Raw genomic sequence first — 13,039 nt, forward strand, 5'->3', positions numbered from 1 at the left:
GTTGGGCGCCGCGGAATAGCCAGTTGCCCGATGCCGCAATACCGTTGGATCCAGCACGATTGCATAGTGTCTGGATTAGTTGGCGAACCCATCGCCGTCGGTAGTGACGAGTCTCAACCATCCGTTGCCGGTCGGATAACCGGCGTCGACCTGGCACGGGGCCTAGCGGTATTGGGAATGTTTGCCGTCCATTTGGGTCCAGATCCTGGAGCGGGCGGAGTGGCGGGTGCGATGGTGTACGCCTCGCAGGGCCGAGCCTCGATACTGTTCGCCACCTTGGCCGGTTTATCTCTGGCATTGGTGACCGGTGGCCCGCGTACCGCTGGTCAAACCGTGCCCGCTGTGCTTAAGCGGCGGGTCGTGGTGCGTGCCGGCATAGTCTTCGCAATTGGCACGGGCCTGACAATATGGGGCACGGCGATACCGGTGATCCTGGCGTATTACGGCGTCCTCTTCCTGATCGCGTTGCCGTTCTTGCGATTGCGACCGGCCACGAACATTGGAATCGCTGCGTTCCTCGCAGTTCTGACTCCGATCGTGTCGCTCATGTTGCGACACCCGGCCGTCATCACACCTCTCAAGGCGGCCGAGCGGTTCGATCCCCTCAGTCGGATAGGGGGCGACGGTCTGACGAGTCTGTTTCTCACTGGTGGCTACCCGGTTCTCACGTGGACGGCATTCGTAATCGGCGGGATCGCGCTCGGTCGGCTCGAGCTACAACGATCGAGTGTCCGCCGGGTGCTGATTGCAGGTGGTGCTGCGGTCGCCGTGCTCGCTTACGGCGGCGCGTGGGTTTTGGGCAAGACCGTCAATGGTGCCGCGGTCGCATCATTCGACGAGTCAAATGAGACAAGCGGAAACTCAGGGGCGGATGTGCGGTGGACCTCGTTGCTGAACGCCGAGGGGCACACCGGCACACCATTCGAGATTCTCGGCGGTCTAGGTACAGCGATCATCGCTGTGGCCTGCTGCATCTGGGTGGCGAATCGGATCCCGCGCACTGTCGCGGCCCTGGTCGCTATGGGGTCGATGTCGTTGACCGTGTATGTCGGCCACCTCATCGCCATACAGGCACTCGATTTGGCGGCGCGCGATGGCGGATCCACTCCACCTCCGACGAGCGAATCAGTACTGAGCTTTTGCATATTCGCCGCTATTGCCGTTGCTACCTCCGGGATTTGGATGCGATACTGCCGGCGCGGTCCCATTGAGGAATGTATTCATCGCGTAACGGCGCGGGTCTCGTGATCCATCGATGCGACGTGCAAAAGAGCGTTCCGCCAAAACCACCAGTCGGACGTCGTAGCCCCGGTGCAGTGCACCTGGAGCTGAGCATCGACCGGCGTCGTCACAACCTCCGCTGATCTGAGTCCTCTTCAATGTCGAAAAACCATGTGGCCGCCGCTGGCCCAAATTGCGGCCGAACACGATTGGGATTGCTCTGGTCGTTCACCAGTCCCCATCGCGGTGCGCTCTTGGCCGGCCTCCTTCTCGGCCTGCTGGCTTCAACTGCGGGACTGGCGACGCCGATGATCACCAAATCGGTTCTCGACACCCTCGACGGCCATGCATCACTGAGGGGTCCGGTGGCGGCACTTGCCGGGTTGTTAGCCCTCAGCGCAACGATCCGGTGCGTCCAGATGATACTGCTCGGCACCGTGGGCGAGCGCATCGTGCTGGACGCGCGAAAGTCGCTGGTGCACCGACTCGTTCGGGCATCCGTGCCGACTCTGGTCAGCCGACCAACGGGTGAGCTCGTGGCCCGGGTCACCTCCGACTCCGTACTGCTCCGCGAAGCCGCTTCTGCGAGCGTGGTTGCCCTGATCAACGGAACCGTGGCAATGGTCGGCACCCTAGTGCTGATGGGCGTGCTCGATCCAGCGCTGCTGGTGACAACGGTGACCGCAATCGCCCTGGCGGCAATGCCGTTCATGCTGCTCATGCCGGGCATCGCTGCCGAGGAACAGACGACACAAAGCCATCTGGCGCGGGCCGGCGGCATATTAGAGGGCACGCTTCGAGCTATTCGCAGCGTGAAAGCCAGCCGCGCAGAGGACCGCCAGGCTGATCGCGTGATCGGGGCTGCTAACGAGGCCTGCCATCATGCAATCCGCGCCGTGCGCAGGAAGGCGATTGCCGAGACGATCGCCTGGGCCGGGGTGGATCTCGCAATCATCGTCGTTATCGCCGTGGGTGCATGGCGGGTAAGCGCCGGTGCGATGACACTCTCCAGCCTCATCGCCTTCCTGTTGTACGCGTTTGGCCTGATGGATCCGGTTACCGAACTGTCCGTCAATGTTTCGACACTACAATCGGGAATCGCTGCGGCGGGTCGCATGTTGGAAGTCCAAGCACTCGACACGGAGGCCGATTCCACCTCTCGGCCCCTCGAAGGGGGCATGGGCCGCGTCGATGCGCCGCCGCTAATCGAATTTCGTTGTGTTACGGCGGACTACGGTGGGCACCGAGACATTGTGCGGGGTCTCGACCTGGTCATCCCGCGTACCGGACAGCTGGCGATTGTAGGCCCCTCGGGTGCCGGAAAGACGACAGTCTTGTCGTTGGTCATGCGCTTCCTGGAGCCGCGGGAAGGCGAAGTGCTATTGCTGGGCGAGCCCTACTCTCGGTATACACATGCCGAGATCCGCCAACGCATCGCCTTGGTCGAGCAGGAGGTGCCGGTCATACCGGGAACCATCCGCGACAACCTCACCCTTACCTATGAAGATGCGTCCGAATCCGAGTTGCAGACGGCGCTGACGAAAGTTCAACTTGTCGAAGACATCGCGGCGCTGGAGCACGGGCTTGACACCGACCTCACCTCCTCTGCACTCTCGGTCGGCCAACGACAGCGCATCGCTCTCGCGCGCGCAATCATCCGGCCCTCAGAGATATTGCTGCTCGATGAGGCAACCGCACACGTCGACGGGCTGACCGAAGCCGCTATCCAGTCATGCGTTCGTGAGCGGGCACGCAAGCAGATGGTCATCACCGTGGCTCACCGCCTTTCGACGGTTATCGACGCGGACACGATCGTCGTGATGGACAACGGCCGAATTCGGTCACAGGGTAAGCATCCTGACTTGCTCTCCACCGATGATCTCTATCGCGATCTCGTCAACTCCCTGCGCATTGCCGAGAAGTGATTGAGGGGACCCAATCCGGTAGTCCAGTCGCTATGCGGCTTGGGGTTGGCGGGGCGTGGTCCACTGTAGGGCGAATTCGGCGGGGTGAGTTCGCCGTGTGCGGAGTGGGGTCGGTTGGCGTTGTAATCGCAGCGCCAGTCTTCGATGATCACCTGGGCTTCCAGCAGCGGGTCGAAGCGCCACGAGTTGAGCAGTTCGTCGCGGAGTCTGCCGTTGAACGATTCGATCCAGACGTCCTGCCACGGTGAGCCGGGATCGATGAACAGTAAACTGGCACTGTTGAACCGGCACCAATCGCTCACGGCGTGAGCCACGAACTCCGGCCCGTTGTCGAAGCGCACGTAGTGCGGCGCTGCGTGGGCGAGGGCCAGTCGATCCAACACCTCGACGACGCCATCGGCGTCGATGCAGCGACCGAGGGATGTTGTCAAGACCTGTGGGTTAAGTAGTTTCAAGCGGCCTCTGTACCGGTTGATTCGGTGTCGGACTTTGCGGGTGCGGTGTCGACCAGTGCTCGCGGTTGGCGGGTCTCAAAGGCGGGGCGTCGTTGTGATCGCTGTTGTCGGATCCCCCAGCAGTGTGTCGAAATGCCGCACCGTGGGGAACGGGTCATAGAAGTGGTGCAATAAGGTCTTCCACTGCTGGTATTCGGTTGAGCCGCGAAAGCCTTCGGTGTGGTCCTCCAGTCGTTCCCATTCCACCAGCAGCAGGTAAGTGTTCGACACCTCCCTGCAGCGCGACAGTGACAGCTTCCGAAATCCCGGCATCGCAGAGATAACGTGCGTGGCTTCGGCGAATGCGGCTTCAAATGCCCCGGAGCAGCCCGGGCGGACTGGCAGTAGCGCATGTTCAATGATCACCGGCCGATCTTTTCATCGGCATACGAGCACACCCTCAAGCAGGCGACGCAGGCCGCCGATAGGGCCTGAGCCGCTACCCAGGTCGTGTGCGGTCTGACGTGGTGAGCATGCCTGGTCAGGCAACTGGAGGAATTCTCACTACCGGTAGATCGGGTGTTTCAGGCGGCTTCCGTTTCGGTCGACTCACCGGCCTTGGCGGGTGTGATGTCGACGAGTCGTTCGAGGAGTTTGCCTTCGTGGAAGACGGCGCCGGCGCGGACGAGGGCAACCAGGTGCGGCGCGCTCACCGCTCGCCAGCGTTTCTGCGCGGCGTCGATCAGCTTGTAGGCCATGGCAATTCCCGCGGCGCGAGATCCGGGTCACGGCCGACTCCTGACCCCGGAGCCTTCCTGGTAGCTCCAGTGGCGCAGTTGTGCTGCGATGTCGCCGAGATCGGAGAGTGCGCCGGTGGCGACCCCAATGACAAAGTCGAAACGCTCGTCCTCGGATGCACTAACCCACTGAGCGTTGATCGCCAGGAAAGTCCGGCAGGCCGTCCACGCAAGTCGCTTGTTACCGTCCGCCAGCGCGTGATTACGTGCCAACGAATGCAGTAGAGCGGCGGCCTTGAGGTGAATATCCGGGTAGGCATCCTCGCCAAACACCGAGGCGCGGGGCCGCGCCAAAGCTGATTCAAGCAAGCCAAAGTCGCCGACCGCGACATCCCCTCCCACGGCGACTCCCGCGATTTCGAGGAGATCCTCGAGATCCAGGTGGTCGGTCATGCGTCGTTGAGGCGCTCCAAGACCCCGGCCTCCTCGCGGACGACGCGCTGCAGCGCCGTCGCGACCTTGGCCTGATGCGTCCGCCGGGCGATGTATTCGTCGATGGCCGATAGCGCAACAGCTTGCATCGATCGGCCCTCGGTAGCAGCCTGCCGGCGCAGCGCTTCGGCCTGCTGCTCGCTGGGGCGCAGAGTCATTCCCACGACCCAGATGATACCAGATTGATACCATCGTGCTGTGCCTGTTGGCCGTGGCCCTCAACGGTAACGCGCCGGCAATGGCTATTCGGTCTGCGGTCTGGAGCAATATCCGCAGAAAGGTGCCAATAGGCCCTGTTTCTGGACCACCGTGCGGGAGCAGTGTGATTGCACCAAGGACGATTTCATCCCTACGATTAGGAACATCAAAAATGGCTTTACAAGACCAAACGAGTGACGATTATGACGTGGGTTCCGGCAACGAACCTGACACAGCGCATGGCTACCCCCCATACTCCCCGCCGCCTGAGGTATCAATTCACCAAAACCCATACTATCCACCAGCTCAGCCCGGGCCGTCTTGGCCTGCAGAGGGTCCTCCCGAGCACGCAGGTGAAAATGAGCCGCCGGATGCCGAACCGGAACCCGAACCGGTGGAAGGACTGTAGCCGTCGTCTGGGTCAGGAGAACACTGAACGGGTCCCTGTGCCGCGATCGTGAGATGACCCGGAAGGAACTGCACGGGCTTTGACGACGCTGGCGTATAGGCAATTGATGGTCAAACCGCAACGAGCGGTAGAGAGCTCTTTAGGCACCGACGGATCGGGGAGGGCGAGCAATGGGCGCGCCCGCTTGATTAGCCTGCTTCCTCTACATTGATGAGCTTACCTTCAGCAGTAGCTCCGATTACCTCAACAGAGATTTGGTTGTACCTAGTATCCGTTCTTTCTGTCCAATTGACGTTTAACTCGGTCATCACTTGCGCTGCGAATCCCTCGGGCGGCGTGACAACAAGATCGAGCATTAGGATCGTCGGGTTGAAGCCCTGGGGTTTGCGCCGCTGTAATGCGGCTTCCCATCCTGCCGTCGGAAAGCAGCACTTCCCGGTAACGTGAAGCGTCGGCGCGTTTCCTGGCATCCGGTCATGCCATGCCTTCCACTCACCACAAAGTTGCACAACAATTTCCCTGCCAAACTTGTTGAATCAGTTGGCGGCCTGCTTGTTGGTCGCTCGACGCCAGCTGAGCCCGAGGGCTCACGGATTGCGGACCATGCCCGCGTTATTGGTTGCTGCGCAGCAGTATCCGCACGGCAACGTTTGCCTTGAAGCTGCATGCTGGTTCTCCGGTGGCGGGGCCCGGCCCCCGAAACTCCGCTGCGATTGTGGTACTACCCTCACGTAACGCCTCGAACGTCCAGACATCGGTACCCTCGCCACCAATAATGGGCCCCGGCGGGGGTACGTATTCGCAACTAGAATTCTTCAGCACGGTGGGATCACCGATCTGTAAATCATCCCAGCTGTACCCGGTACTGCCACTCGTCCCAGCTAACCGCAGTATCAGGCGGTCGCTGACACCAAGGTCAATGTCACGGGTGATCGAAGCCTCTGTGGGGGAAATCTCGACAGTTATTGTCTCCGGCCCCAGTCCGTGATCGTCCATTTGCTTCTCCTAAAGATCATCCCTGAACGGCGGGGAAAAGCTGGTTCTAGCGGAGCATGCTGCAAGAGTCCGCCTTCGACCGATGTCACGGCTAGGGCCATTGGTCCATCAACGCGCTCGAAGATCGCAGCGAGTCCTGGCTGCTTGCTCGTCGTCGGACCCCTCAATTGTTCGTCAACCACTGCTGAACGCCATGGTGGCCAGAGCAGGTGCCCGAGTGGTGGGTGCTGAACGAGTACGAGCCGTCGTTGCAGAGCGCCGTAGCTCCCGGTGGCGGCGCACCGCCACCGACGAGGCCGGGAGCGCCACCAGAAGGCAAGCCCGATTGTGGATCGGGTATGCACTGCCCGTCCGAATTCTCGTAATAGCCCTTGCTGCATGCGAATACTGTCGTGCCGCTCGGACCTATTAGCGGGGCAGCGCCAAACGCTGCCGCACCGACCGCCGCGACGAGAAACAGCGAAACACGAATGCGCACGTGCCATCCCCAACCACTATGGCCCGCTACGGCCCCAACATTCGGCAGCAACAGCTTATGGTTCCGTGAGCTGAATCACAATTGCTTGCATCCGGCCACTTAACAGCGTCTTGATGTCGCGTTAGAGTTGCCGCTGCTGCACACCAATAACCAGGTGTCCATCAACCCGGGGCGATTCACATTGCCGCAGCTGGAATGGCGACTACGTGACCGATTTGAAGAGGACAGAGGTATGGGATTCGCCTTATGAACTTTCACAAGCGCATGAAGCCCAGCATGCAATTTCGAAGCCGACGATTCGTGCACGCATTGGGGCGCCACGACGTGGTCGGCTCCATGGGTCGCGTCGGGGCCGCCGGTGCCAATGCCGCCATGGAATCGTTGTTAGCCTGCTGCAGAAGAACGTGCTCGATCGCCGTCGCTGGGACACCCGCGAGCAGTTGCCCATCGCGATCGTCACGTGGATCGAGCGGACCGATCGCCACCGCCGCCGACAGGTCGGTTTGGGTAGGTTGACCCCGATTGAATTCGGCGCAATCTTGACCACGCCGGCCAGTCAGGCCGCGTAACCGAAACTGTCACCTATCCGTGCAGCAGACCCCAACGTTGTGGGGCGGGCGGGGCTCGAACCCGCGACCAACGGATTTGCAAAAGGCACTTCGCGTTCCAACGTGATAGTTATCGTCTTTGCTTGTGTCGCAACGGGATTCGCTGCTATCCGGCAACGATGGGAACCTGATAATTTCCATCGATTCCGATTCATTTGCGGGGAATATTCGGTAACTGAGCTAGCCGCTTCAAAGGAGAGCGGTGTCACGGGGCTGGCTCGAGCGTTAGGCCCCAGGGCGTGGTGACGTTGGTGAGCGGTCCGGGCGCGGGGTCGGTCAGCGCGATGGGATCGCCCGCCGCGCTCGCGGTTCCGCGCCCCTCGAACAGCGCGACACACGCGCTGCCGTCCAGGCGCGACGGAAAACGCACCGCGCCGGCGCCCCGGTCAAAAAGATCCGCGGCAATCGTCTGCGTGATGACGCGACGACTGGTGGTGATCTCGTGTAGATCAAGGTGCCGCAGGTCATGCTCCAGCAGCAGCTCGACATGGCGATCCTCGACTTCCTGACGGGTGGACACGTCGGTGAGATCAATCAAGGGAACGCCAAGCTGCAGGACCGTGGGAACCAGAACGTGCTGGAGGCGCCATTGCGCGGTGACCGGCTGCGCAACGAAGTCTTGGGCGGCCTCGGGCCCGTAGCGCTCGACATGGCGGCGCAGCGCGCCCAAGTTCGGCCGGAAGTCGGCCAGCACCTCGCGCAGGCATGTTTCCGCCGACTCGGCGCAATACAGCGTGCGAAAGCGCCGGTGGATATCGTCGAAGCGATGACCGAACTGGTACAGCTGCAGCGGGGTGAAGCCGAGCGGATCAGCGTAATAGCCGACCCGCCAGAGGATTCGCCCCTCCTCGGGCGTCGCGATCACGACTGGAAGCTGGCAACCTGCCGTGCGGCCCTTACGACCATCGCGAAGTCTGCGGTGTCGGTCGCCGCACCGAGCACCTCGATCGGCGCGCGGTCATCCAGGCGAGTGTTGGTGCCAAATAGCCACGCCCGCGCCGTCTTATCGTCATAGGTATCGACGAGCATCCTGACGACCTTGTAGCCCTCACGTAACCGGCGTTCGGTTATGCCGTGGGGTTGCGGGCCTCCTTTGCGCGCGTAGCGGCCGATTTGCTTCGCATCGGCTAAGCCCGCCATCGCCGCCGCGACGCGCTGGCCGACAGCCTCTTGCAGATACGCCGCGATCTCGCGGATCGAAAGCGTCGTGGCCTCATCGTCGAGCCGCTGGGCAGCTGAGACGGTCAACACCGGCATTTCGCACCTCCACCTTCTGGCTGATCTACCCGGGATACTACCAGATAGCTACCCTGTAACGCACCCTTAAACTACACCAGGCACGCCAAGGCAGCCGCGATTGGCGAGTCCCCGATACCAAGCCCACCCGGAATTAGAGTCGGGTTTGTTTGATCCAGATTCAGTTGATCTCGCAGGCCACTGGGGTGTGGGTGCACCTGCATGCGGCAGCGTACTCGGCCGGCGTGCGGTAGCCCAGCGATGAGTGACGATGTCGGTGGTTGTGGTCCTCCTTGAAGTCGCCGATGACCACGCGGGCCTCGAGCAGGGTGTTCCAGTGGTTGCGGTTGAGGCACTCCTTGCGTAGTCGGTTGTTGAACGATTCGATGTGCCCGTTGTTCCATGGCGTGCCCGGCGGGATATACGACATTCCGGTCTTGCCGTCGCAGAACTGTTGCAGCGCTTGAGAAATGAACTCAGGCCCGTTGTCCATCCGCAACACCTTCGGCGGCCCGCCCGCGCCGGCGAACACCTTCTTGAGTTCGGCCACGAGCCGCTCGGCGGTGATCGACCGCTCCACGATATTGAGCAGCGACACCCGGGTGTGCTCATCGAGCATCGACGCGATCTTGATCGCCTTGCCATCGATGGTGGAATCGAACTGAAAATCGATCGCCCACACCACGTTCGGGGCATCAGCCTCTATCGGCGGGATCGAGGACACCCCGGCCCGCTTGCGCGGACTGCGAATCTTGACCTGCAGGCCCTCCTCGCGCCACAGGCGGTGGATCTTCTTCTTGTTGACCTCACGGCGTTCGTCGTAGCGCAACGCCGCCCAGGCACGCCGGAACCCATGGCACGGGTTCTTGGTGGCGTAGCAGCGCAACCAGGCCCGCATCTCGGTATCGGGATCAGCGGGGGTCTGCGCCTGAGGAAGGCGGCGGCGGGTGGAGCGGGCCAGCCCAACGGCTCTGCATGCCAACCGTTCCGACATGCCCAACGTGGTGGTGAGCATATCGACGGCGCGGCGCTTAGCAGCTGGGCTCAGAATTTTCCCTTGGCGACCTCCCGCAACGCGTCTTTGACCAGCTCAGCCTCGGCCAGCAGCCGCTTGAGTCGGGCGTTCTGCTCACGCAGCTCTTTGAGTTCCTTGGCCGCGTCAGTGTCCATCCCACCGTAGGAGCGGCGCCAGTTGTACAACATCGCCGGCGACACCTCCAGCTCAGCAGCGATCTCCTCGCCAGTCTTGCCCTGCGCGGTCAGCTCGTCCGCTTGGCGCAGTTTGCGCACGATGTCCTCCGCGGAATGCCGCTTCCGACCAGCCATACGTCTCATCGTCCCTTCTGGCCCGATATCGGGCTACAGGACTCTAAAACTGGTTGGACTCATTCAGCGGGAACACGCCAGTCAGGCTGTCCAGGTCCTCCCCCTCGCCACGGGTGATCTCAGCCTCGGCCTTCGCCAAGGGCACGCAGCGCCGCCGAGTCGGACAGCATGGCAATCGTTTCCTCAAGTGATTCCAGATCGTCGACGGCAAGAAGGACCGCTGTGGGACGTCCGTGCACCGTTACCGTGATCCGGTCGTGCTGCTCGCCCACACGCGCCACCAACTCGGACAGATGCGCCTTCACCTCGGCCAGTGAGCTGACTTCAGACATAGTCATAAGTATGACTATGTCTTGCCTCTGTCCACCAAGCTCCAATGGACTCTGCCTAGGACGTTGCGACGCGTCTGAATACCTCAATATCCCGGTCAACACGCTCCGCTGGTACGGAACTTCGGAACCGGCCCGCGGTCGTATTCCCTTGGCGGCAAGGTGTCTACGACACGGCCGACCTTAATGCTTGGGTGGCCACCGAGAAGGCCGCGACGGCCCGGGGTGGCTGAAACCTATTCCGCCACGCGCGCGGCCTGATCCATCGCCTTTGCCCGATTGTCGAAGTCATCCGGAAGCATGTGGCTATACAGGTCCATTGCCGTCATCGGCCCGCGCTGATCATAAGGAGGCTCTCGACGGTCGAGGCATTGTTTGGGCCGCCGGCGGCCATCATAATGGCGTGTGCCTGGTCTGGGTCGGCATGCGGCGAAACTACCAACAGGACGATTTTGTTGCGATTGAGTCCGAGGACTTCGACGGTGTTGACCGGCTGGAGGCGATACCCGTCGAGTCGTACCGTTCGCCCCGCGGTCGCGAACTTTGCTGGTGGCTTTGCCCATTCGTTCACGTTGTAGATCACGCGGCCAATCGGCCCGAGTCGAACTGACAGCACCGACAGCAGATCTGGCAGCTCTGCCGTGAGGTCGTCACTGTGCGGCCACCACGCACCATCGACATACCCGCTCTCGGGCGCCTTGGGTTTTAGCCTCAAACGCGGGGTGTGCACCGGTGGGGCATGCCGGCGCGCGGCATCCATGTGGTTTCTTTTCAGCGTCATAGCGACGCTCCCGTCTTGACCGCGAAACCGGCCAAATCATTCGCATCGGCGACGACATGGCTTTGAACAACCAGGTACGAGATATCGCCGATGGTTCGTACACTACTCGGGTGGCTTGGAACTAACCACGGCGAGCGGATTTTCCTAATCAGCCGATTGGGCGCGCGTTCTCAGCGGATGGAAACCAGGTCATCGATCGAATCCGCGGGCAAGTCGCCGTCAACGACCGCGGTCACAACCAGCTGGTTGAGCGTGATCTCTCCCTTGTGGTTATCGAGGAACGCGGTGTCGGAGGCGTCACGACCAGTGGCTATGCGGACCAGGCTTTGCCGCGGCGCTAGCAGCGTCGCATCGACTACCCGCCATTGCCCCTCGACAAAGGCCTCGGCCACCGCGTGAAAGTCCATCGGAGACACGCCCGGCGCGTACACCGACACCAGGCGGGCCGGGACGTTGACTGCACGTAGCAGCGCCACCACCAGATGCGCGTAGTCGCGGCACACACCTTCGCCGGCGAGCAACGTTTCCACTGCCCCGTCGATCGGATCGCTGGAGCCAGGCACATAGTTCAGCCTGGTGCCCACCCACGAGCTCACATTCTCTAACAGAGTCGCCGAATCACCGTAGGTGCCGAATTCGGTTGCGGCGAAACCATAGAACTTATCGGCCTCGGCGTAGCGGCTGGGGCGCAGATACATCGACAGGTCGTATTCGGTCACCGGAGCCGGATCAGTCTGACCCACGATCGTCGCCGCGTAGTCGACTGTCAGGTTGCCCACCGGTGCGTCAAGCTTGTGGATACGGTTGCCATGCACACCGCTGATTTCCACGGGATGGACGGGCCGTCCGTTTAAGGCGAAGCACAGCGACTCGAAGACCTCGGTGCGCGGATGCGGAGCAACAGCAATCTGAAACTCCAGCGTCGTCGGCGCGACGATTTCAACTTCGATCTCGGCGCCCACTTCTCGTCTCATAGCGCGATAATGCGCCAACCGTTGCGGATTCGCCAGGCATGCGACGGCGCCGGTTCCCAGTGGCGTGTCCCCTGCCGCGCGTAGCAGGGGTAGGATGAGTACGCCGGTCAAGGTAGCGATGATGACTTGGGTCCGCGTCTTGCGCTGCCGTCGAAAACAGAACTGGTCGGAACAACCATCGCGCCCTCATCGCACCCGGGTGCTAGATCCCGAGGGTGCAGCAATGCTCGACCGCAGATCCAAAATTACTCCCGCAGAATTTGCAGGCTTCATGCCCGCCGTTGAGGCGCAGCTCCGCCGGGACTTGCGCACCTATGCCGTCGAGTTACGGCAGCTTGCCTACACGGTGCCCAACGGGGTGGGCGAGCACGATTTTCTTCAATTGTCGGGTCGGATGCGCGTTACTGCCGATCACGTGGAACGTCAGCGGAGCTGTTGATGAGGGGTGATCACGTCATGCGGGGCAGTCGCCTCGGAGCCGTGAGCTACGAGACCGCCCGCAACCATGACCTGGCGCCGCGTCAGATCGTGCGGTACCGCACCGAGAACGGCGAGGAGTTCGACATGCCCTTCGCCGCCGACGCCCCGGTCCCCGGCACCTGGGCGTGCCGCAACGGCATGGAGGGCACCCTGATCGAGGGTGGTGACCTGGCCGAGCCCAAGAAGGTCAAGGTGCCGCGCACACACTGGGACATGCTGCGGGAACGCCGCTCGATCGAGGAACTCGAGGAACTGCTTCAGGAACGCCTCGAGATCATCCAGTCACGCCGCCGGGGCAGCTAGCTTGCTACGAAAGTTAGGCACTGGAATGACCGACAAGGGATTACTAGCCATTGACCTGGTGTGCCCCGAGGGACACGTCGCAGGCCAATTAATCCGGAACGTTGAGGACCAG

General features: G+C 61.9%; 15 protein-coding genes and 3 pseudogenes. 5 read left to right on the forward strand and 13 right to left on the reverse strand.

Going from position 1 to position 13,039, the window contains the following annotated elements:
• Window positions 1–30: 30 nt before the first annotated feature.
• Both SKC42_RS10050 and SKC42_RS10055 read left to right on the forward strand, forming a co-directional pair.
• Window positions 31–1,248: an acyltransferase family protein gene (locus tag SKC42_RS10050; protein ID WP_330964162.1), complete on the forward strand. Its 1,218-nt coding sequence runs from the start codon at window positions 31–33 to the stop codon at window positions 1,246–1,248.
• A gap of 131 nt (window positions 1,249–1,379) precedes the next feature.
• The gene (locus SKC42_RS10055) at window positions 1,380–3,146 is read left to right on the forward strand and encodes an ABC transporter ATP-binding protein (RefSeq protein WP_330964163.1); all 1,767 of its coding nucleotides are present in this window, start codon (window positions 1,380–1,382) and stop codon (window positions 3,144–3,146) included.
• Between the two features lie 30 nt (window positions 3,147–3,176).
• Here SKC42_RS10055 and SKC42_RS10060 read toward each other — a convergent pair.
• The 7 genes and pseudogenes from SKC42_RS10060 to SKC42_RS10085 form a co-directional block, all read right to left on the reverse strand.
• A pseudogene (locus SKC42_RS10060) lies at window positions 3,177–3,559 on the reverse strand (integrase core domain-containing protein); the annotation flags it as partial.
• 117 nt (window positions 3,560–3,676) lie between these two features.
• Window positions 3,677–4,006, reverse strand: coding sequence for an antibiotic biosynthesis monooxygenase family protein (locus SKC42_RS10065; protein WP_330964164.1), 330 nt, complete (start codon window positions 4,004–4,006; stop codon window positions 3,677–3,679).
• Between the two features lie 158 nt (window positions 4,007–4,164).
• Window positions 4,165–4,365, reverse strand: a pseudogene (locus tag SKC42_RS10070) (IS256 family transposase); the annotation flags it as partial.
• Window positions 4,366–4,770 (reverse strand): type II toxin-antitoxin system death-on-curing family toxin, encoded by a 405-nt coding sequence (locus tag SKC42_RS10075; protein ID WP_330964165.1) that lies wholly within the window; start codon window positions 4,768–4,770, stop codon window positions 4,366–4,368.
• Window positions 4,767–4,973 carry a CopG family transcriptional regulator gene (locus SKC42_RS10080; RefSeq protein WP_330964166.1) on the reverse strand — a complete coding sequence of 69 codons (207 nt, stop codon included), beginning with the start codon at window positions 4,971–4,973 and terminating at the stop codon, window positions 4,767–4,769. The genes SKC42_RS10075 and SKC42_RS10080 overlap by 4 nt, the downstream gene beginning before the upstream one ends.
• A 1,055-nt stretch (window positions 4,974–6,028) precedes the next feature.
• The gene (locus SKC42_RS27710) at window positions 6,029–6,412 is read right to left on the reverse strand and encodes a protease inhibitor I42 family protein (RefSeq protein WP_442932075.1); all 384 of its coding nucleotides are present in this window, start codon (window positions 6,410–6,412) and stop codon (window positions 6,029–6,031) included.
• Between the two features lie 163 nt (window positions 6,413–6,575).
• Entirely contained in the window at window positions 6,576–6,890 is a 315-nt protein-coding gene (locus tag SKC42_RS10085; RefSeq protein WP_330964167.1) for a DUF3761 domain-containing protein, read from the reverse strand.
• 279 nt (window positions 6,891–7,169) lie between these two features.
• Between SKC42_RS10085 and SKC42_RS10090 the strand changes: the two are divergent.
• Window positions 7,170–7,459: pseudogene (locus SKC42_RS10090) on the forward strand (IS3 family transposase); the annotation flags it as partial.
• 244 nt (window positions 7,460–7,703) lie between these two features.
• Here SKC42_RS10090 and SKC42_RS10095 read toward each other — a convergent pair.
• The 6 genes from SKC42_RS10095 to SKC42_RS10120 all read right to left on the reverse strand — a co-directional run bounded on the left by SKC42_RS10095 (window position 7,704) and on the right by SKC42_RS10120 (window position 12,144).
• On the reverse strand, window positions 7,704–8,363 hold the full coding sequence (locus SKC42_RS10095; RefSeq protein WP_330964168.1) for an RES family NAD+ phosphorylase: 660 nt from the start codon (window positions 8,361–8,363) through the stop codon (window positions 7,704–7,706).
• Entirely contained in the window at window positions 8,360–8,755 is a 396-nt protein-coding gene (locus tag SKC42_RS10100) for an XRE family transcriptional regulator (RefSeq protein WP_330964169.1), read from the reverse strand. The genes SKC42_RS10095 and SKC42_RS10100 overlap by 4 nt, the downstream gene beginning before the upstream one ends.
• Before the next feature lie 160 nt (window positions 8,756–8,915).
• Window positions 8,916–10,060, reverse strand: a protein-coding gene (locus SKC42_RS10105) for an IS3 family transposase (RefSeq protein WP_330964170.1) whose coding sequence is annotated in 2 segments (ribosomal slippage) — window positions 8,916–9,793 and window positions 9,793–10,060 — 1,146 coding nt in all. Because the reading frame shifts where the segments join, the coding sequence is not laid out codon by codon here.
• Window positions 10,061–10,179: 119 nt separating this feature from the next.
• Window positions 10,180–10,392: a type II toxin-antitoxin system Phd/YefM family antitoxin gene (locus SKC42_RS10110; RefSeq protein WP_330964171.1), complete on the reverse strand. Its 213-nt coding sequence runs from the start codon at window positions 10,390–10,392 to the stop codon at window positions 10,180–10,182.
• A gap of 322 nt (window positions 10,393–10,714) precedes the next feature.
• Entirely contained in the window at window positions 10,715–11,170 is a 456-nt protein-coding gene (locus SKC42_RS10115; protein WP_330964172.1) for a DUF5994 family protein, read from the reverse strand.
• Between the two features lie 170 nt (window positions 11,171–11,340).
• Window positions 11,341–12,144 (reverse strand): transglutaminase-like domain-containing protein, encoded by an 804-nt coding sequence (locus tag SKC42_RS10120; RefSeq protein WP_330964173.1) that lies wholly within the window; start codon window positions 12,142–12,144, stop codon window positions 11,341–11,343.
• A gap of 94 nt (window positions 12,145–12,238) precedes the next feature.
• On the opposite strand from SKC42_RS10120, the gene SKC42_RS10125 reads away from it, so the two are divergent.
• Complete coding sequence (locus SKC42_RS10125) at window positions 12,239–12,583, forward strand: hypothetical protein (RefSeq protein WP_330964174.1); 345 nt, start codon at window positions 12,239–12,241, stop codon at window positions 12,581–12,583.
• Window positions 12,583–12,927, forward strand: a complete 345-nt coding sequence (locus tag SKC42_RS10130) for an RNA polymerase-binding protein RbpA (protein WP_330964175.1) — start codon at window positions 12,583–12,585, stop codon at window positions 12,925–12,927. The genes SKC42_RS10125 and SKC42_RS10130 overlap by 1 nt, the downstream gene beginning before the upstream one ends.
• Window positions 12,928–13,039 lie beyond the last annotated feature (112 nt).

This window comes from Mycobacterium sp. 050134 (assembly GCF_036409085.1).
Lineage (GTDB): Bacteria > Actinomycetota > Actinomycetes > Mycobacteriales > Mycobacteriaceae > Mycobacterium.